Origin of the sequence: Bradyrhizobium sp. BRP20 (genome assembly GCF_020194215.1) — a bacterium.
In the GTDB taxonomy this organism is placed as follows: domain Bacteria; phylum Pseudomonadota; class Alphaproteobacteria; order Rhizobiales; family Xanthobacteraceae; genus Bradyrhizobium; species Bradyrhizobium yuanmingense.
On the sequence record NZ_JADYVY010000001.1, the window covers coordinates 466,107 to 485,210 of the forward strand.

At 65.3% G+C, this 19,104-nt stretch carries 16 protein-coding genes; 8 read left to right on the forward strand and 8 right to left on the reverse strand.

All coding sequences use genetic code 11. The features are described 5' to 3' along the window. Positions 1-76: 76 nt before the first annotated feature. Complete coding sequence (locus tag I6F33_RS02260) at positions 77-1,654, reverse strand: sodium:proton antiporter (protein WP_225140931.1); 1,578 nt, start codon at positions 1,652-1,654, stop codon at positions 77-79. Positions 1,655-1,740: 86 nt separating this feature from the next. On the opposite strand from I6F33_RS02260, the gene I6F33_RS02265 reads away from it, so the two are divergent. From I6F33_RS02265 to I6F33_RS02285, 5 genes are all read left to right on the forward strand, one after another. After that, complete coding sequence (locus tag I6F33_RS02265) at positions 1,741-2,499, forward strand: tetratricopeptide repeat protein (RefSeq protein ID WP_109142345.1); 759 nt, start codon at positions 1,741-1,743, stop codon at positions 2,497-2,499. 306 nt (positions 2,500-2,805) lie between these two features. After that, the gene (locus I6F33_RS02270) at positions 2,806-4,197 is read left to right on the forward strand and encodes a tetratricopeptide repeat protein (protein ID WP_225140933.1); all 1,392 of its coding nucleotides are present in this window, start codon (positions 2,806-2,808) and stop codon (positions 4,195-4,197) included. Positions 4,198-4,534: 337 nt separating this feature from the next. Continuing rightward, a complete protein-coding gene (locus I6F33_RS02275) occupies positions 4,535-6,445 on the forward strand; it encodes a propionyl-CoA synthetase (protein ID WP_225140935.1) in 1,911 nt (636 codons plus the stop codon). 158 nt (positions 6,446-6,603) lie between these two features. Next, complete coding sequence (locus I6F33_RS02280) at positions 6,604-6,873, forward strand: hypothetical protein (protein ID WP_035997494.1); 270 nt, start codon at positions 6,604-6,606, stop codon at positions 6,871-6,873. Positions 6,874-7,065: 192 nt separating this feature from the next. Beyond that, positions 7,066-7,812 carry an OmpW family protein gene (locus I6F33_RS02285; protein ID WP_225126527.1) on the forward strand — a complete coding sequence of 249 codons (747 nt, stop codon included), beginning with the start codon at positions 7,066-7,068 and terminating at the stop codon, positions 7,810-7,812. 83 nt (positions 7,813-7,895) lie between these two features. Here I6F33_RS02285 and I6F33_RS02290 read toward each other — a convergent pair whose 3' ends face one another. Continuing rightward, on the reverse strand, positions 7,896-8,591 hold the full coding sequence (locus tag I6F33_RS02290) for a DUF1013 domain-containing protein (RefSeq protein ID WP_035997500.1): 696 nt from the start codon (positions 8,589-8,591) through the stop codon (positions 7,896-7,898). A 263-nt stretch (positions 8,592-8,854) separates the two neighbouring features. Here I6F33_RS02290 and ispH point away from each other — a divergent pair, with 263 nt between their 5' ends. From ispH to rnhA, 3 genes are read left to right on the forward strand one after another with little or no spacing between them, the layout of a single operon-like run. Next, positions 8,855-9,823, forward strand: a complete 969-nt coding sequence (ispH, locus tag I6F33_RS02295; protein ID WP_036021214.1) for a 4-hydroxy-3-methylbut-2-enyl diphosphate reductase — start codon at positions 8,855-8,857, stop codon at positions 9,821-9,823. Positions 9,824-9,829: 6 nt separating this feature from the next. After that, positions 9,830-10,813, forward strand: coding sequence for a homoserine kinase (locus I6F33_RS02300; RefSeq protein ID WP_225140937.1), 984 nt, complete (start codon positions 9,830-9,832; stop codon positions 10,811-10,813). Next, positions 10,810-11,274 carry a ribonuclease HI gene (gene rnhA, locus I6F33_RS02305; RefSeq protein WP_035997507.1) on the forward strand — a complete coding sequence of 155 codons (465 nt, stop codon included), beginning with the start codon at positions 10,810-10,812 and terminating at the stop codon, positions 11,272-11,274. The genes I6F33_RS02300 and rnhA overlap by 4 nt, the downstream gene beginning before the upstream one ends. Before the next feature lie 161 nt (positions 11,275-11,435). On the opposite strand, the gene I6F33_RS02310 is transcribed toward rnhA, so the two are convergent. The 6 genes from I6F33_RS02310 to I6F33_RS02335 all read right to left on the reverse strand — a co-directional run bounded on the left by I6F33_RS02310 (position 11,436) and on the right by I6F33_RS02335 (position 19,099). Beyond that, positions 11,436-11,921 carry a peroxiredoxin gene (locus tag I6F33_RS02310; RefSeq protein WP_028180275.1) on the reverse strand — a complete coding sequence of 162 codons (486 nt, stop codon included), beginning with the start codon at positions 11,919-11,921 and terminating at the stop codon, positions 11,436-11,438. A 108-nt stretch (positions 11,922-12,029) separates the two neighbouring features. Next, on the reverse strand, positions 12,030-12,584 hold the full coding sequence (locus tag I6F33_RS02315; RefSeq protein ID WP_036021216.1) for a DUF924 family protein: 555 nt from the start codon (positions 12,582-12,584) through the stop codon (positions 12,030-12,032). Between the two features lie 15 nt (positions 12,585-12,599). Next, positions 12,600-14,285: a long-chain fatty acid--CoA ligase gene (locus tag I6F33_RS02320; protein ID WP_036021219.1), complete on the reverse strand. Its 1,686-nt coding sequence runs from the start codon at positions 14,283-14,285 to the stop codon at positions 12,600-12,602. 190 nt (positions 14,286-14,475) lie between these two features. Further along, a complete protein-coding gene (locus I6F33_RS02325) occupies positions 14,476-15,981 on the reverse strand; it encodes a D-alanyl-D-alanine carboxypeptidase family protein (protein WP_225140940.1) in 1,506 nt (501 codons plus the stop codon). A 189-nt stretch (positions 15,982-16,170) separates the two neighbouring features. After that, entirely contained in the window at positions 16,171-17,967 is a 1,797-nt protein-coding gene (locus I6F33_RS02330; protein ID WP_225140942.1) for a glucan ABC transporter ATP-binding protein/ permease, read from the reverse strand. A gap of 82 nt (positions 17,968-18,049) precedes the next feature. Further along, entirely contained in the window at positions 18,050-19,099 is a 1,050-nt protein-coding gene (locus I6F33_RS02335; protein WP_225140944.1) for an ABC transporter substrate-binding protein, read from the reverse strand. Positions 19,100-19,104 lie beyond the last annotated feature (5 nt).

The window sequence follows — 19,104 nt, forward strand, 5'->3', positions numbered from 1 at the left end:
GCTGCGGGATGCTGCGTGTGACTCGGCGCACATTGCAGAGCGCCCAAACTCTTGTCGGGACGACAGCGGAGAGACATCATCCGCCGGCGCTCAATTCTGCGCGATCGAGCTCCTCCTCGAGCCGATGAAACGCATCGTCGCCGATCACCTCGGTGGCGCGCAGGTCGAAGATCGCCTTGCGCGCGGCCTCGATAGCGCGGCGGCGCAGGGGATCGGCGGGCAGTTCGCCGTTGCTGATGCCGCCGTTGGGATCGGTCTCGGCCTGCATCAGGATGGCGCGATATTCGAGCCGCAGGATTTCCCCCTCCTCCGACGGATCGCTCTCGATCGCATCGAGCGCGGCGCGATAGGCCACGGCGCGGCCGCGGGCGACCTCGATGCCGACGGGATCGTCGTCCTTGAGGTTGAAAGCGAGGATCAGCGGCCGCAGCGTCAGGCCCTGGATCACCAGCGATCCCAGCACCACCGCAAACGCGATGAAGACGATGAAGTCACGATAGGGAAAGTTTTCCGGCAGGGCAAAGGCGGTGGCGAGCGTGACGAGGCCGCGCATGCCGCACCAGGAGATGATGAGCCCGCCCTTGGGCGAGGCCACCTGCTGCGGATCCTTGGGATGATAGAGCCCCTGCGCGATCAGCACCCGCAGGCTCGTGCGATAGAACGTCACCCAGAAAAGGCGTACCAGGATCACCGTAAGCAGGATCCAGGCGGCGGCCACGCAATATTCCCAGCGCACGTCCGCATCCAGCCGCGTCCAGATCGGCCGCATCTGCATGCCGATCAGCATGAAGGCGAGCACGTTGAGCACGAACACGGTCGTCTCCCACACCGCATAGGACGGCACCCGCAGCCGCGCCGGGATGCGCGCCGGTGCGGTGCGCGCGACCGTGATGGCGTAGACCACGATGGTGAGGATGCCGGAGAGACTGAGATGCTCGGCGGCGATCCAGACCATGAAGGTGGTGGCGAACTGCACGATGATGGCGCTCGGCGCCTCCGTCACCCGCTCCATGAACAGCGGAATGATGCGGCCTGCGGCCAGACCAGCGATGACGCTGCCGACCAGCGCCAGCGCCATGGTCGGGGCGACCTGGCTCCAGGTCAGATGCTCGGTGGCGACCGCGCCGACGGCGATGCGATAGATCAGCAGCGCGCTGGCATCGTTGAGCAGGCTTTCGCCCTCCAGCACCTTGACCATGCGGTGGGGCAGCTTGACCTGGCTCAGGATCGCAACCGCAGCGGCCGCATCCGGCGGCGCCACGATGGCGCCGAGCGCGACCGCGGCGGCCCAGGGCATGTCGGGCATCAGCCGGTGCGCGACATAGGCCACGGCGGCCGTGGTGAGGCCGACCGCAGCCACCACCAGGGTCGAGACCGGAACCCAGTTCTTGCGAAGGTCGCGCAGCGACGTGTCGAAGGCGGCATCGAGCAGGACCGGCGCGACAAAAAGGGCAAGGGCGAGGTCCGGCTCCAGCGTCCAGGACGGGCTCGACGGCACGAAGGCGATCAGCGCGCCGCCGATGGCGAGAAAGGTCGGGTAGGGCACCTTGATCCGCCGCGCCAGCGCCGATAAGCCAACCGCGCCGAGCAGCAACACAATGATCCATTCGAATGTCGACACGATGATCCCCGAAGCCGATTTCAGCGGCGCCACAAGCTAGCACCAATCCGGCCGTATGATGGATAGTGCGGCTTCAAGGCAAGAGCTTAACATCGACGACAAGGCTTCGACTGCAACGCATGCGTTTTCTCATTCAGCTGATCGGCGCCGGACTGCTCTATGCGCTATCGTTCGCCCCGGCCGATGCCGCGACCGGCGGCGAGCCGGTGGCTGTGACGCAGGTCGATGTCGCGCCCTGCCTCGCCGCGGCCGCAGCCGATGACATGGACAAGGCCGCCACTGCCTGCGCCGAAGTGATCGACAACGAGAAGACGACGAAGGCCGATCTGATCAAGGCTCTGATCGCGCGCGGTGCGCTCTATGCGCGGCACAATCAGGTGGACCATGCCATCGCCGACGACAGCCGTGCTCTTCTGCTCGATCCCGGCCTTGCCGACGTCTTCAATGCGCGCGGCGAACTCTGGCTGAAGAAGGGTGACAAGCCGAAGGCGGTGCAGGATTTCGGCGCAGCGCTCAGGATCGATCCGAACCACGAGAAGGCCAAAGCCAATCACAAGGCGATGGCGCGCGAGATCGAGCGGATCGGCGCGCAGATGGCGGTCGCCGGCAAGCCCAGCTTCAATTGCGGGCGAGCGCGTCGGGCGGTGGAACGGGCGATCTGCGGCAATCGCGAGCTCGCCGATCTCGATCGCGAGGTCTTTGCCTCCAATGCCCGTGCGATCCGGGAGGCGCGCAATGCGGCCGAGGCCAAAGCGCTCCAGCGCGAGCAGGTCGAGTTCATCGCGCGCCGCAATGCCGATTTCGGCCGGCCGGGATACGACCTGAAGAAGGCGATGCAGCAGCGCTTGCAGCGGCTGAACGGTGTGGATGGATATTGAGATTTTCGCCTCTCCCCGCAAGCGGCAGGGCAATCGCATTTGAATATTGCAGGGGTCGTCATGCCCGGGCTTGTCCCGGGCATCCACGTTCTTTGTGCCCTGTGAAAAGGCGTGGATGGCCGGGACGAGCCCGGCCATGACGCTGTGGAGACAGCCGGTGCCCATAGCCACATCTCATATGCGATAGTCCTGCCCAAGCAGGGCGAGGGAGAGCCGGCAGCGCTCCGTCCCTCCCAGGCCCGGTTTGAACCCATCGCTTGCCAGCTGCGACAACGGTGAGAACCCGACGTCACGGAGCCCTATGTCATGTGCGGCACTCACGCCTCCGCGCAAGCGCTTTCGCCTGCCAAAATCTCGCTTCGCGCCCTCTTTCTCGGCGCGGCCATGAGTTTCGTTCTCGCGGCTCCCGCCGCGGCGAGCACCGAGTGCGTGCTGGGAAGCAAGGCCGCCCCGGTTGAGTTGATCTCCGCGTGCAGCGCCATCATCGACCAGACCGCCAATTCGGCCGCCGAACGCAGCGCGGCCCTCGTCGTCCGCGCCGAAGCCAATGCGCAGACCCTTGGAGGCCAGTCACAGGCGCTGCGGGATCTCGACCGCGCCATCGCGCTCGACGGCAAGAACGCGAAGGCCTGGCGCGTGCGAGGCGATCTCCTGCGCGAGGCCGGCGGCGATCTCAATCGCGCCGCGGCGGATCTGACCAAGGCGATCGAGCTCGACCCGCAGGATGCCGAAGCTTACGAGCTGCGCGGCGTCGTCTACACCAATCAGCGCCGCCTCGACCGCGCACTCGCCGATTACGACCAGGCGATCAAGCTGAAGCCGGACGATGCGCAAGCCTGGTCCGACCGTGGTGTGGCCTATTATCTCGGCGGCGACAACGAGAAGGCGATCAGAAATTTCGACGAGGCGCTGCGGCTCGATCCCGACCGCGCGCGCACCTACACCAACCGCGGCGCGGCCTACAAGAAGCTCGGCCAGCTCGAAAAGGCGGTCGCCGACGACGGCGAGGCGATCAGGTTCGACCCGAAGGTGCCGGAATATTACGACAACCGCGGCCTGACCTATGCTGCGATGGGCGAGTACGACAAGGCGATTGCCGATTACGACCAGGCGATCCGGCGGGAACAGCGCGCCAACTTCCTGACCAACCGCGGCGACTCCTACCAGTTCAAAGGCGAGCTCGGGGCGGCGCTGAGCGACTACGAGGCTGCGCTGAAGCTCGATCCGAATTTCGCGAAGACCTACAACAACCGCGCGGTGCTCTACAAGAAGATGGGCGAGCGCAAGAGGGCGCTTGCCGATTATGAGACGGCGCTGAAGCTGGATCCCGGCAACGAGAATGCAGCGAACGGCCGCCGCAGCATGATTGCCGAGATCGCCAGGTTCGGCGCGGCGTCGCCGGGCCCAATGCATGCGCGCTCGGCCGACGATAGCGGTCCGTCCTTCAAGTGCGCCACCGCCAAGCGTGAGGTCGAGAAAGTGATCTGCGCCGATCCGCAGCTCGGCGTGCTCGACCGTCAGATCGCCGAGACCTATGAACGCGTGCTGAGGGCTTCCAAAGGACGTTCCGCTAGCGACCTGCGCAAGAACCAGCGCGAGTTCCTCACTACGCGCAATGCGAGCTTCCGCCGCCCCGGGTACGATCTGAAGAGGATCATGCAGGACCGCTTGCAGCGGCTGAACGCGATGGAGAGCTGAGAGGCTCTTCTTCGCCTCTCCCCGCCTGCGGGGAGAGGCCGGAATTTGCGCCAGCAAATTCCGGGTGAGGGGACTCTCTGCGAGTCCAATTTGCACGATGATTGCGGATGCAGCCCCTCACCCCAACCCTCTCCCCGTAAGAACGGGGAGAGGGAGCGCACCGCCCGTGCCGCAGCCGCGCGCCTCCGCCAAAAAACCTATCCTTTTCAGCTTGAACCGCGGCCCGTTCCCGGGAAAATGGCTCCAAACAAGGCCGGCAATTGATCCTGGTCATGGCGGGGCGCCTGTCCTGCCACGAGGTTCAAGCCAGGTGAATCAAGGGAACGGGAGCGCGGGAATGAATATCCAGGGCAAAAGCAGCTATCATGAAGTCCATGCGCGCTCGCTGGCCGATCCCGAGGGCTTCTGGGCCGAGGCGGCGAAGGAGATCGACTGGATCGAGCCTGCGACGAAGGTCTTCGATCCCTCGCAAGGAACCTACGGCCGCTGGTTTGCCGGCGGCGTCGTCAACACCTGCTACAACGCCCTCGACCGCCACGTCGAGCGCGGCCGCGCCGACCAGGTCGCGCTGATCCATGATTCGCCGCTGACGGGCTCGGTCACCAAGCTCACCTATGCCGAACTGCTGAACGAGGTCCAGGCGCTCGCCGCAATCATGCAGGATTTCGGTGTCGCCAAAGGCGATCGTGTCATCCTCTATATGCCGATGGTGCCGGAGGCGGTGGTCGCGATGCTCGCCTGCGCGCGGCTCGGTGCGGTGCACTCGGTGGTGTTCGGCGGCTTTGCCGCGAAGGAGCTTGCCACCCGCATCGACGATGCGCAGCCCAAGCTGATCCTGTCCGCCAGCTGCGGCATCGAGCCCGGCCGCATCGTGCAGTACAAGCCGCTGCTCGACGAGGCGATCAAGCTTGCCAGCAGCAAGCCGAAGGCCTGCATCGTGCTGCAGCGTCCGCAGCTCACCTGCGAGATGACGCCGAGCCGCGATTACGACTGGGCCAGCCTGCGCCGCAAGGCGCTGAACGACGGCAAGCGCGCGGCTTGCGTGCCTGTCGCCGCGACAGACCCGCTCTACATCCTCTATACCTCGGGCACAACAGGCGTGCCGAAGGGCGTCGTGCGCGACAATGGCGGGCATCTCGTCGCGGTGAAATGGTCGATGTTCAACCTCTACGGCGTCAAGCCGGGCGAGGTCTGGTGGTGCGGCTCCGACATCGGCTGGGTGGTCGGCCACAGCTACATCGTTTACGGCCCGCTGCTGCATGGCGCGACCACGATCATGTACGAGGGCAAGCCGGTCGGCACGCCCGACGCCGGCGCGTTCTGGCGCGTGATCTCCGAGCACAAGGCGGTGGCCTTCTTCACCGCGCCGACGGCCTTCCGCGCCATCCGCAAGGAAGACCCGGAAGGGAAATTCATCCGGCAGTACGACCTCTCGAAATTCCGTACCCTGTTCCTCGCCGGCGAGCGCGCCGATCCGCCGACCGTGGAATGGGCGGAGCAGCAGCTGAAGGTACCGGTGATCGACCATTGGTGGCAGACCGAGACCGGCTGGTGCATCGCCGGCAATCCGGTCGGCCTCGGCATGCTGCCGGTGAAGCACGGCTCGCCGACGGTGCCGATGCCGGGCTATCAGGTCGATGTCGTCGACGAAGCGGCAAAGCCGGTCGGCCCCAACACCATGGGCTCGATCGTCATCAGGCTGCCGATGCCGCCGGGCTGCCTGCCGACGCTGTGGAATCAGGACGCGCGCTTCAAGGAGGCTTACCTGAGCGAATTCCCCGGCTATTACAAAACCTCCGACGCCGGCTACAAGGACGAGGACGGCTATGTCTTCGTGATGGGCCGCACCGACGACATCATCAACGTCGCCGGGCATCGCCTCTCCACCGGCGGCATGGAGGAGATCCTGGCCTCGCATCCCGATGTCGCCGAATGCGCCGTGCTCGGCGTCAAGGACGCGATCAAGGGCGAGGTGCCCTGCGGCTTCCTGGTGCTGAAAGCGGGCGTGAAGCGCCCGCCGGCCGAGATCGAGAAGGAGATCATCGCGCTGGTGCGCGACAAGCTCGGCCCGGTCGCGGCGTTCAAGCTCGCCATCACCGTCGGCCGCCTGCCCAAGACGCGCTCCGGAAAGATCCTGCGCGGCACCATCAAGAAGATCGCCGACGGCGAATCCTGGACCATGCCGGCGACGATCGAGGATCCCAAGGCACTCGACGAGATCGGCGAGGCCCTGAAGGGACGGATGTGAGGCGAAGCCTCATCCCGGGGCGGGAAGGGCGTTGCTTCACCGCTCTCCACTGTCATCGCCCGCCCGTGCGGGGAACGACAGCGAGCGTGGAACGGCGTCCAGGGACTTACAATCTCCGCATTCCGCGCTAAACAGGGCCGGCCGATAGGGAACCTCGTATGCCACTTGCCGCCGCGCCACGCCTGCTGACCGCCTTAGCTCTCGCCGTCGCTCTCTCCGCCTGCTCGGCACGCTACCAGAATCCGGTGGCGGCGGGCGGCGATGATGACGACGCCGTCTGCCAGAGCCGCGGCTATGCGCAGGGCTCGCCGGATTACGTGGCTTGCCGCAAGGACCGCGACGTCCAGCGCAACGCGGCCACCGCGCGCGCCGACCGCCGCCAGCGCGATCTCGGCGAGTACATGCTGAACAACCCCGTGCGCCCGTGATGTGAGCTGCGGCACTATGCTGCCGCGCCACCCGCTTCGCATTCGCGGTTTCCGTGACACATCTGCAACGCCGGGGCCAAATCGCGTCGCGATAGTCCTGGTTTGATCGGCATCAAATCCTTCACCATTCTCTTTCTGCTCTGACGCTGATGTCGCGCAACGACGCGTCGACATGGTTGAAGGGGATTGAAAATGGATGGAACGATAAGAAACTTGGCGCGGGTCGCGACGCTCGGCGCGATGCTCGTGGGCACTTTTGCATCAGTGCAGGCGGCAGATCTGCCGGTCTACAAGAAGGCGCCGGTGCCGGTGGAGGCGTTCAATCCGTGGATGATCCGCCTGCGGGTGCTCGGCGTATTGCCGGATGCGGGCGGGAGCACCGTCAATGTCGCGGGCGTGCCTTCGCTGTCGTCGCCGAATTCAGGCCTGTCGATCAGCGACCAGGTCGTCCCCGAGCTCGACATCAGCTATTTCTTCACCAAGAACATCGCTGCCGAATTGATCCTGGGCGTGACCAGGCATTCGATCAGCGGCACCGGCTCGCTCGCGAATCTGCCGATCGGCAAGACCACGCTGCTGCCGCCGACGCTGACGCTGCAATATCACTTCGACCAGTTCGGCGCGTTCAAGCCGTATGTCGGCGCGGGCGTGAACTACACCGTGTTCTTCAACAATTCCGCGGCCAATGCGCCTTCCGCGATCGCCGGTCCGCCCGCGATCGTCGCCACCACCACCAACCTGCACGTCAGCAACGCCTGGGGCGGCGCCGTCCAGTTCGGCTTCGACTACATGATCGACCGGCACTGGGGTCTCAATGTCGACGTCAAGAAGCTCTGGCTGCGCCCGAACTACAGCGCCATCGTCTCCGGCCTGCCGGTCACCGGCACCGCGCATATCGATCCGTGGCTGGTCGGCGCGGGTGTGACCTACAAGTTCTGACCTGAAGCCCAGCTCGGGCGTACAAACAAAACGCGGCAGGTTTTCCTGCCGCGTTTGCGTTGATGGTGGATGAACGGGAGGAATTACTCCTCCTCGTCCTCGTGCTTCTTGCCGCCGAGCGTCTTCAGCTTGGCGAACACGGCGTCGACGTTGAGGTCGTCGCTCGACTTCTCCGCGGGCTCGTACTCGTCCTTGCGGGTGGTCTCGGATGCCGGCAGCAGGGTGGCGCCGCCATAGGCTGCGTCGATCGGCTTCTCCTTCGCCGCGCGCTGCACCTCGAAATCGAGCTCGATCTGCGAGCACAGGCCGAGCGTGACCGGGTCGATCGGGGTCAGCGCCGAGGTGTTCCAGTGGGTACGGTCGCGCACGCTCGCGATCGTGCTCTTGGTGGTGCCGACCAGGCGCATGATCTGGGCGTCCTTGAGCTCCGCATGGTTGCGCAGCAGCCAGAGGATGGCGCTCGGGCGCTCATGGCGGCGCGAGACCGGGGTATAACGCGGGCCCTTGCGCTTGGGCTGGGGCGGCAGCACCACCTTGCTCTCCTGGAGGCGGAGCCGGTAGTCCGGGTTCTTCTCGCCCTTCTCGATTTCCTCGCGGGTCAGCTGGCCATTGGAGAGGGGATCCATGCCCTTGATGCCCTGGGCGGCGTCGCCGTCGGCGATGGCGCGCACCTCGAGGGGATGCATCTTGGTGAAATCGGCGACCTGGTCGAAGGTCAGCGCGGTGTTGTCGAGCAGCCAAACGGCGGTCGCCTTGGGCATCAGAGGTGCGTTGCTCATGGCAAATCTCCTTTGTGCTTCGCCCACCCCTCTGGAGGCGAAACCGGTGGTCATCAGCGATGACAGGGAATTCGCGCTATATAAGCCCGGAGGGGGTAGCCATGCAATGGTTCTGCTATAGATAGTGCCTTGACACCGCCCGAAAGGGGGCCCAATTCCCTTTGAACCGCTGTAAGGTTCAAGCCGACAGTTTTAAGCCAAATTCCCATCCATCGACCGCCCCGGCAGAACGCGATCGGGTGATTCGGTCCCGAGATCGCTCAATGTCAGCCAAACCAGACCTCAAGATCGTGCTTTGTTCTCCCCGCGGCTTCTGTGCCGGGGTGGTCCGGGCGATCGACACCGTGGAACGGGCGCTCGATAAGTACGGCGCCCCCGTCTATGTTCGCCACGAGATTGTGCACAACAAGTACGTCGTCGATGGGTTGAAGAAGAAGGGCGCCATCTTCGTCGAGGAGCTCGCCGAAATCCCCGAGAATACCACCGCCCCGGTGGTGTTCTCGGCCCATGGCGTACCGAAATCGGTTCCGGCCGACGCCCAGTCCCGCAACCTGTTCTCGCTGGATGCGACTTGCCCGCTGGTGACCAAGGTGCATCGCGAGGCCGCGATCCATTTCAAGCGCGGCCGCGAGATATTCCTGATCGGCCATTCCCACCATCCCGAGGTAGTCGGTACGCTCGGCCAGCTGCCGCCCGGCGCAGTGACCCTGATCGAGACCGCCGAGGATGCCAAGACCATCACGCCGAAGGACCCCAACAACCTCGCCTTCGTGACGCAGACCACGCTGTCGATCGACGACACCGCGGAGATCGTCGCGCTGCTCAAGGAACGCTTCCCCAACATCAACGGGCCGCACAAGGAAGACATCTGCTACGCCACCACCAACCGCCAGCTCGCGGTGAAGAAGGTGGCGCCGGTGGTGGACGCGCTCATCGTGGTCGGTGCTCCCAACTCGTCGAACTCGCAGCGCCTGCGCGAGGTTGCCGAGCGCGAGGGCTGCAAGATCGCGGTGCTGGCGCAGCGCGCCGCGGACCTCGACTGGACCAGGTTCGGCAACATCAAGAGCCTTGGCATCACCGCTGGCGCGTCCGCGCCTGAGGTGATCGTCGAGGAGATCATGGACGCCTTCGCCGAGCGCTACACGCTGCACGTGGAGACGGTCTCGGCCGCGGAAGAGAACGAGTTCTTCCCGTTGCCGCGTCAGGTGCGCCCCGAAGCTGCCGCCGAGTAGACCTTGATGGCGGTCTACACCGACGTCGCCGCCGACGAGCTTGCGGATTTCCTGAAGCAATACGATCTCGGCGAATTGCTCTCCTACAAGGGCATCGCCGAGGGCGTCGAAAATTCCAACTTCCTGCTGCACACAAGCAAAGGCTCGTTCATCCTCACGCTGTACGAAAAGCGCGTGGCAAGGAACGATCTGCCGTTCTTTCTCGCGCTGATGACGCATCTGGCCGAGCACGGCGTCAATTGTCCGCTGCCTGTGAAGGCAAGAGACGGCGAGGCGCTGCGCGAGCTGGCAGGCCGGCCCGCAGCGATCATCACCTTCCTCGAAGGCGTCTGGCCGCGCAAGCCGAACGCGACCCATTGCGCCGGGGTCGGCGAGGGGCTGGCGAAGATGCATCTGGCAGGCGCGAATTTTGCGATCAAGCGCACCAATGCGCTCTCGGTTTCCGGCTGGCGGCCGCTGTTCGACGCAGCTTCAAGCCGCGCCGACGAGGTGCAGCCCGGTCTGCGCGAATTTCTTGCCGCCGAACTTGATTATCTCTCGAGCGGCGTCTGGCCGAGCAACCTGCCCGAAGGCGTGATCCACGCCGACCTTTTCAACGACAACGTCTTTTTCCTCGGCGACAAGCTCTCGGGGATCATCGACTTCACCTTCGCCTGCAACGACATGCTGGCCTATGACGTCGCGATCTGCCTCAACGCCTGGTGCTTCGAGCCGGATCATTCCTTCAACGTCACCAAGGCGCGTGCCTTCCTCAACGCCTATGGCCGGGTGCGCAAGCTGAGCGAAGCCGAAGAGGCCGCGCTGCCGCTGCTGGCGCGGGGCGCGGCGATCCGCTTCCTGCTGACGCGGCTGGTCGACTGGCTCAACGTGCCCGCAGGCGCGCTGGTCAAGCCGAAGGATCCGCTCGAGTATGTCCGCAAGCTGCGCTTCCATCAGAGCGTGACGAGCGTGCGCGATTATGGGCTGATGCCGTCGGGGCTGGTGGCGTGAGCGAGCTACCCAATGTCACGATCTATACCGACGGCGCCTGCTCCGGAAATCCCGGGCCGGGCGGCTGGGGCGCGATCCTGAAGTTCGGCGACAAGGAGAAAGAGCTGAACGGCGGCCAGCCGCACACCACCAACAACCAGATGGAATTGATGGCGGCGATTTCGGCGCTCGAAGCGCTGAAGCGGCCGTGCACGGTCGACCTCTACACCGACAGCCAGTATGTCCGGCAGGGCATCACCGGCTGGATCTTCGGCTGGAAGCGCAACGGCTGGCGCACCGCCGACAAGAAGCCGGTGAAGAATGTCGAGCTATGGCAGCGCCTCGACGCAGCGCTGAAGCAGCACGAGGTCCGCTGGCACTGGGTCAAGGGCCACGCCGGCCACCCCGAGAACGAGCGCGCCGACCAGCTGGCGCGCGACGGCATCGTCATGGCGCGGTTGCAGCAGCGGGTGAGGGAGTAGGGGGCGCCATCGTCGCCTCATTCACCACTGTCATCGCCCGGCTTGACCTGGCGATCCAGTACTCCGATACGTTTCTGATTCAACCGAGAAGCCTCGGCGTACTGGATGCCCCGCCTTCGCGGGGCATGACAGCGTCATGTGTGGCTAAGACCGGTGGCGCCTCACAGCTGCCCGAGCAGCGTATCGCCGCCGGAGACCTCGACCTTGCCGGGCATCGCCTCGAGGTTCAGCTTCTTGACCACGCCGTCCTCGATCAGCATCGAATAGCGCTTGGAGCGGATGCCGAGGCCGTTGGCGGAGGCGTCCAGCTCCATGCCGATCGCCTTGGTGAAGTCGGCATTGCCGTCGGCGAGGAAGACGGCCTCGTCGCGCTGGTCGGTGTCGCGCTTCCAGGCGTTCATGACGAAGGCGTCGTTGACGGAGACGATGGCGATGGTGTCGACACCCTTGTCCTTCATGGCATAGGCGTTGAGGAAGATGCTCGGCAGATGCATCTTGTGGCAGGTGCCGGTATAGGCGCCGGGGACCGCGAACAGCGCCACCTTCTTGCCCTTGAAGATGTCGTCGGTGGTCTTCACTTGCGGGCCTTCCGCCGTCATCACGCGGAATTTCGCCTCGGGCAGCTTGTCGCCAATCTGGATCGCCATCGTCAGTCTCCCTGAAAATCGGTCCCGCTTTTTAGACCGGGCGGCGGGCCTGCACAATATTGCCAGTGGCGGAAGCGGCGAGGATGGCGGCCGTTCACCGTGATGTCATCAGCCGGCAAAACCGCCGCCGTCGAGGAAGGCCTGCTCCTCCTCGGTGGTGTCGCGGCCGAGGAGACGGTTGCGGTGGGGAAAGCGGCCGAACCGCGCGATGATATCGGCGTGGTCGCGCGCGTATTTCAGGCTTTCGGTATTGTCGGTGTTTCGAAACAGCGCGACGCAATGCAACTGGTCGGCCAGGTGCTCGGAATGCATGAAGGGCAAATAGAGGAATTCCAGCAGGAGGGGATCGACCCTGCGATCGACGCCGCGCGCGATGGCGCGGCGGGCGACGTCGCGCGCCTGTGCGTCGCTGGCAAAGGCCTGCGGCGTGCCGCGAAACATGTTGCGGGGAAACTGGTCGAGCACGATGACGAGTGCCAGCACGCCGTCGTCGCTTGTCTCCCATGAGGCAAGCTCGCCGGCGGCTGCCTTCTGCCACAGCGAGAGAAAGCGGCGTCGTATCTCCGCATCGAAATCATCGCTGCGCTCGTACCAGCGTTGGCGCCCGGCCTCTCGCCAGAAGGCGAGAACGCCTGATGGCGTGATGTCGCGGGCGTCAGCCATGAATGGAGGCGCGCCTTACGCCGCCTCCGCCTTCTTCTCGTCGCGCAGCTGCCGACGCAGGATCTTGCCGACATTGGTCTTCGGCAGGTCATTGCGGAATTCGACGTGCTTGGGCACCTTGTAGCCGGTGAGCTGGTCGTGACAGAACTTGATCACGGCATCCGCCGTGAGGTTCGGATCCTTCTTCACCACGAAGGCCTTCACCGCTTCGCCCGACTTGGAATCGGGGATGCCGATCACGGCGCATTCGAGCACGCCTGGATGGCTCGCGATGACTTCCTCGACCTCGTTCGGATAGACGTTGAAGCCGGAGACCAGGATCATGTCCTTCTTGCGGTCGACGATCTTGATATAGCCCTTCTCGTCCATCACGCCGATGTCGCCGGTGCGGAAATAGCCGTCCGCGGTCATCACCTTGGCGGTCTCTTCCGGCCTGTTCCAGTAGCCCGACATCACCTGCGGGCCCTTGGCGCAGATCTCGCCCGCCTGGCCGAGCGGGACCTCGTTGCCCTCGTCGTCCCGGATCGAGATGTAAGTCGACGGCACGGGGATGCCGATCGAGCCGGCGAACTCGGTCGCAGTCGGCGGATTGCAGGTCAGGACAGGCGACGTCTCCGACAGGCCGTAGCCCTCGGCGATGCTGCAGCCCGTGATGTTCTTCCATTGCTCGGCAACGGGGCGCTGCACCGCCATGCCGCCGCCGTTCGAGATCTTCAGCTTGGAGAAGTCGAGCTTCTTGAAGTCGGGATGGTTCATCAAGGCGTTGTAGAGCGTGTTCACGGCCGGGAAGGTGTTGACCTGGTATTTCGCCAGCTCCTTGATAAAGCCGGGGATGTCGCGCGGGTTCGGGATCAGCAGGTTGCAGCCGCCGGCGCGCACAGCCAGCAGATAACAGGCCGTCAGCGCGAAGATGTGATAGAGCGGCAGCGCGCAGACGATCATGAGCTGCTCGACATGCGGCGGCGAAGCGAGCGCCGGCTGCAGCCAGGCATCGTTCTGCAAGACGTTGGCGACGATGTTGCGATGAAGCAACGTGGCGCCCTTGGAGACGCCGGTGGTGCCGCCGGTATATTGCAGGAAGGCGACGTCACCGGGCGACAGCTTCGGCTTGTTGAACGTCATGCCGCGGCCGGCGGACAGCGCGTCGTTGAAGGAGACCGAGCCCGGCAACGACCAAGCCGGTACCATCTTTTTGACCCGGCGGACGACGAGGTTGACGATCACGCCCTTGAAGCCGAGCAGGTCGCCCATGCTGGCGACGATGACGTGCTTCACCTGCGTCTTCGCGATCACCTGCTCGACGGTGTGGGCGAAGTTCTCCAGCACGATGATCGCTTCGGCGCCCGAATCCTTCAGCTGGTGCTCGAGCTCGCGCGGCGTATAGAGCGGGTTGACGTTGACCACCGCGAAACCGGCGCGCAGCACGGCGGCCGTCGCGACCGGGTATTGCAGCACGTTCGGCATCATGATGGCGATCCGCGCGCCGCGCTGCAGCCCGCGGCCCTGCAAGTAAGCGGCAAGCGCGACCGACATCTGGTCGAGGTCGCGATAGCTGATCGACTTGTCCATGCAGATGAATGCCTTGCGGTCGGCGAACTTGGTGAAGCTCTCCTCCAGCAGGTCGACCAGCGATGCGTATTGCGTCGGCTCGATATCGGCAGGCACGCCGGGCGGATATTGCTTGAGCCAGATGCGCTCCATGGAAGACTCCCCTCATTGACCAGGGCCCGTTGTTCTCGGGCTTGCCTCGTTGTCGCCAGTATCCAGCTTGCCGGAACGGGTGGCAAGCCGTCGTGGCTTAGGGCAAAGGTCGGGCCGTCGCTACTGGAATCGTCGCAAAACGGTGCTGCCGCAGGTGCGAAGCGGGGCTGCGGTTTAGTGCCGAGCGGCGTTAACTGTTGTTGGCCGGCTTGGCCGCGGCGGGAGGCTTCGTCGCGGCGGGGGTCGTCGCTGCCTTGGGCTTGGCGGGCTTCGCCGCCTGATCGCCGCCGGCCGAAGGCTTCTCGGCGGGCTTCGCCACGGCATCCGGCTTGGTCGCGGCATGCTTGGCGCCAGCCGGCTTGGTTGCGGCCGGTTGGGGCGTGGCCGGCTTGGCCGCCTTGCCGTCAGTCGGCTTGGCATCCGGCTTGGCCGCCGCGGTCTTGGTGTCCTTGGGCTTATCGGCCGGCTTGTCGGCGGCGTCTGGCTTCTTGGCGACGCGCGGCTTCTTGGCGCGCGGCCTGGACGCGGCCTGCTGGTCGGCATCGGCTGCCACAGCGGCAATCAGGGCGGTGCCGGTGCGGGTCGGGCCGGTATAGACCGGCACGGGCTCGGTCGGCGCCGCAGCCGAGGCCATCAGCTCGGAAGCTTTCATCAGCGGCGGCTGCAGGCCCGCGGTGAAGAAGGTGAACTGGGCCGCGCCGCCGGTGGCGGAGCCCGATCCGGTCGCGCCGCCACTGGCCGCAATCAGCGCATCGTCGTCGTCGCTGGCCGGCCGCTTGCGGTTGGGTCCGCACATCTCGTCGCGCAGGTTCGGCGGCGTGGCATCGACCGGCACGAGATTGTCGACCGTGCCGAGCGAGGGGCGCAGCCAGGTGAGGTTGTCCGGAGCGAAGCCACGCTCCAGCAGCTGCGCCGCCTTCACCGCGCGTGCCGTGCCGGAGTTTGCACCGAGCACCACCGCGATCAGCCGGCGGCCGTTGCGCGTGGCCGAGGCGACGAGGTTGTAGCCGGAGGCGCAGATGAAGCCGGTCTTGAACCCGTCGGCGCCGGGATAGCGGCCGATCAGCTTGTTGAAATTGCCGGTGACGCGCTTGCCGAAGCGGATCGCCGGGATATGCATGTAGTACTCGTATTCCGGCAGGTCGCGCAGGAAAGACCGCGCCAAGATGCCGAGGTCGCGCGCAGAGGTGATCTGGCCTTCGGCGGGCAGGCCGTTTGGATTGACATAGCTCGTCTGCGCCATGCCGAGCTTCCTCGCGGTGTCGTTCATCACCGCGGAGAAGCCGTCGACCGAGCCGCTGACGCCTTCGGCGAGCACCACGGCCATGTCGTTCGCCGACTTGACCATCATCATCTTCAGCGCGTTGTCGACGGTGACTTGGGTTCCCGGGCGGAACCCCATCTTCGATGGCGATTGCGAGGCCGCGGTCGGCGACACCGTGAGCAGCGTGTCGAGCGTCAGCCTGCCGTCCTTGACCGCCTTCAGCGTCACATAGGCGGTCATGATCTTGGTGACGGAGGCCGGGTACCAGGGAAGGGTCGCGTTTTCGGCCTGCAGCACCTTGCCGCTGTCGGCCTCGATCAGCAGGAGCGCTTCGGCGCTCGCCGTGCGCGGCGCGAGCGTCGCGGCACAGGCGAGCGTCGCAGCGAACAGGTTGAACAGGGATTTGCGAAGCAGCGGGCGAAGGGCGTGCACTATCCGATTCCGGTCCTTGGAGATCCGCCTGATACGGCCGGTTCTCGTGATCTGATTGTCGGTTCTGAAATCCAGCGCCGCCGCTTGCGGCGTCGCAAACCTATACCGGCTGGTGCGTCGAGAATAGGGGGATCGGCGCGGTATTCCGCAACGAAGTAGGCCGAATTTCGACGGTCCTCTCGGGACTTGCTAGGGGGATTTGGCAGCTGTCGCGGCAGCCTCGGCGGCCGTCACGCTGGCCCGTGCGTTCTCCTGCACCATGAACTGGGCCTTGGCCATCTCGGCAAAATGGCCGCCTTTGGCCACGAGTTCATCGAAAGTTCCGGTTTCGATCACCCGTCCATTCTCGAACACCAGGATCCGCGTGGCGTTTCGGATGGTGGAGAGGCGATGGGCGATCACGAAGGTGGTGCGGCCCCTCATCACTTCGTCGAGAGCGGCGTTCACCTTGACCTCGGTGACTGCGTCGAGCGCGGAGGTCGCCTCGTCCAGGATCAGGATCGGCGGGTCCTTGAGCAGGGCGCGGGCGATCGAGAGCCGCTGCCGTTCGCCGCCGGAGAGCATGCGGCCGCGCTCGCCGGCATTGGTCTCGAAGCCGCCGCTGCGCTCGATGAATTCGAGCGCCTGCGCGCGCTCCGCCGCCTTGCGCATCTCGGCCTCAGTCGCATCCGGCTTGCCGACGCGCAAGTTCTCCGCGATCGAGCGGTTGAACAGCAGCGCTTCCTGGAACACGACACCGATGTTCCGCCGCAGCGAGGTCAACGTGACGCCGCGCACGTCCATGCCGTCGATCTTGATGACGCCGGATTGCGGATCGAAGGCCCGGTGCAGGAGCGCAATCGCGGTGGACTTGCCGGCTCCGGTCGGGCCGACCAGCGCAATGGTCTGGCCCGGCAGCGCGGTGAAGGTGAGGTCCTCGATCGCCGGCCGCTTGCCGTCATAGGAGAACGTGACGTCGTGGAACTCGACGAGGCCCGACAGCCTGCCGGCATCGATTGCGTCGGGCCGGTCGTGCACCGCGGGCACGGCGTCGAGCACATTGAAGAACTCGCGCAGCCGCGGAGCTTCCATGAACACGTTGTTGATGAAGCTGACCACCTGCTCGAGCTTCTGGATCAGCAGCGTCGCGAAGCTCACGAACATCACGATCTCGCCGACCGAGGTCAGGCCCTGGTCGTGCAACGCGATGCCGAGGGTGAAGATCGCGAGCACCGTGATGGTGGTGGAGGCGCGCGTGATCACCGTGACCAGCGCCCACCACGACAACACCGGCATCTGCGCGGCCAGCAGCTCGTCGGCGACCGAGCGCAGCCCCTTGACCTCGGATTCGACGCGCACGAAGCTCTGCACCAGCGCGACGTTGCCGAGCGCATCAGACGCGCGCGCGGAGAGCTCGCTGTAGTGCTCCTCGACCGCCATCTGCATGCCGAAGGTCCTGCGCACCACGAAGGTGGTCAGCGCCGTGAAAACGATGCAGAGCACGAACAGGAGGATCGCCAGCCGCCAGTTCAGGTAGAGCGACAACGGCAGCAGCACCAGGACCGAAAGGATCGCGGCAAAATGCTCGCGGAAAAAGCCGAGCCACAGCCGCCACAGCGCGTCCGTGCCGTTGAGCATGACCTTCATCAGCCGGCCGGAATGGGTGCCGGAGTGGAAGGTCAAGGGCAGCTGCAGGATGTGCTCGAAATAGTCGGTCAGCACCGCCTGGCGCTGACGATGCGAGAGCCGGTCGGCCTGCAAGGCCACCAGCGCGCTGCAGACGATGGTGAACAGTCCGAACGCGACCCAGGCGACCAGGAACGGCCAGGCCGAGCTCGAGCCGGCCACGGTCTTGCCCGAGAGCACGTCGACGATCCGGCCGAACAGCACGGGCTCGGCGAACTGGGATCCCGCCAGCAGGAGGTTGGCGACCGCGAGCAGCCAGCCCAGCCGCGCCTCCTTGCCGAGCAACTCGAGAACGCGGGTGTAGAGTCGGAGAATGGACATGCGGGCGGGGGACTCGGTGACGACGGAGCTCACATTCTAAGCAGGGACCGCCGCGAGATACAGCGCAAGCTTTCAGTTTTGCTCAGTTGATCAGCCGCTCTGCCAGCGGCGGCAGGAACTGGCCGTCGAAGACGTCGCGAGCCGTCGGCCGTTTGCGGAATTTGAAGTCCCGCGCGATCTGATCGATCGAACGTTCCAGGCGCGCCGGCTCGACGCCGCCGAGGCCGTTGCGCTTGACCTCGTCGGTCAGGATATTGTCGGCAAGGACCGCGTGCAGGCGCTTCAGCTCCAAATTGCGGTCGCCGTCGTCGATGCGGCTCGCGGCCTCCTCCGCCGCACGCGCCGGCTCCCTGGCCGTCGCGGTGATGCCCGCAATCAAGGCGCGGACGAAGCCTTTCACGGCATCCGGCTTCGCTGCGGCGAAGGCGGTGTTGGCGACCACGGCAAAGCCGTAGGCCTCACAGCCGTAGTCCGCATAGCGCAGCACGACGAGATCGGCTTCGGGTACGCCGCGATCGCGCAGGTTCACCGCCGAGAGATAGCTGAACCCGGCGACGGCATCGACCTGTCCTGCGGACAGGATCGGCTCGCGCACCGCGGCACTGATCTTGTGGAATTTGACGTGCGATGCCTTGATGCCGTTCTGCTGCGCCAGCGCCGGCCACAGCCGCATCGACAGATCGCCGTCGGCAACGCCGACGGTCTTGCCGTCGAGGTCGGGCAGGAGACGGATGCCGCGGCTTTTGCGCGCGACGATCGCGTAAGGCGCGCGGTCGAACAGCACGAACACGGCCTTGACCGGCGCCGCGTCGTCCTTGTCACGAAAGCGTATCAGCTCGTTGATGTCGACGAGCGCGAGCTCGCTGTCGCCTTTGGCGAGCCGTGCGAGCGCCTCCGGCGATCCGCTCGCGCTGTTGAAGGACACGTTGAGATGCTCGGCGCCGAACCTGCCGTCCTTCGCCGCAAGGAAGAATGGCGCCATGCTCGCATCGATAGGACGGTCGAAGGTGAAACGGATGGCGGTCGAGGGAGTGCCGCTCTCGGCCGCAATTGCTTCGCGCACGGTCGATGCGGCGAACGAGATTGCAAGGGCCAGCAGGCACTGAAGGGCGATCGTCTTGAATCCGGACATCGGTC

What these genes read in the sequence shown, in the direction of transcription:
- I6F33_RS02265 (WP_109142345.1), top strand. Translation starts at nt 1,741, where the DNA reads ATGCGTTTTCTCATTCAGCTGATCGGCGCCGGACTGCTCTATGCGCTA.
- I6F33_RS02270 (WP_225140933.1), top strand. Translation starts at nt 2,806, where the DNA reads ATGTGCGGCACTCACGCCTCCGCGCAAGCGCTTTCGCCTGCCAAAATC.
- I6F33_RS02275 (WP_225140935.1), top strand. Translation starts at nt 4,535, where the DNA reads ATGAATATCCAGGGCAAAAGCAGCTATCATGAAGTCCATGCGCGCTCG.
- I6F33_RS02280 (WP_035997494.1), top strand. Translation starts at nt 6,604, where the DNA reads ATGCCACTTGCCGCCGCGCCACGCCTGCTGACCGCCTTAGCTCTCGCC.
- I6F33_RS02285 (WP_225126527.1), top strand. Translation starts at nt 7,066, where the DNA reads ATGGATGGAACGATAAGAAACTTGGCGCGGGTCGCGACGCTCGGCGCG.
- I6F33_RS02290 (WP_035997500.1), bottom strand. Translation starts at nt 8,591, where the DNA reads ATGAGCAACGCACCTCTGATGCCCAAGGCGACCGCCGTTTGGCTGCTC.
- ispH (WP_036021214.1), top strand. Translation starts at nt 8,855, where the DNA reads ATGTCAGCCAAACCAGACCTCAAGATCGTGCTTTGTTCTCCCCGCGGC.
- I6F33_RS02300 (WP_225140937.1), top strand. Translation starts at nt 9,830, where the DNA reads ATGGCGGTCTACACCGACGTCGCCGCCGACGAGCTTGCGGATTTCCTG.
- I6F33_RS02310 (WP_028180275.1), bottom strand. Translation starts at nt 11,921, where the DNA reads ATGGCGATCCAGATTGGCGACAAGCTGCCCGAGGCGAAATTCCGCGTG.
- I6F33_RS02315 (WP_036021216.1), bottom strand. Translation starts at nt 12,584, where the DNA reads ATGGCTGACGCCCGCGACATCACGCCATCAGGCGTTCTCGCCTTCTGG.
- I6F33_RS02320 (WP_036021219.1), bottom strand. Translation starts at nt 14,285, where the DNA reads ATGGAGCGCATCTGGCTCAAGCAATATCCGCCCGGCGTGCCTGCCGAT.
- I6F33_RS02330 (WP_225140942.1), bottom strand. Translation starts at nt 17,967, where the DNA reads ATGTCCATTCTCCGACTCTACACCCGCGTTCTCGAGTTGCTCGGCAAG.
- I6F33_RS02335 (WP_225140944.1), bottom strand. Translation starts at nt 19,099, where the DNA reads ATGTCCGGATTCAAGACGATCGCCCTTCAGTGCCTGCTGGCCCTTGCA.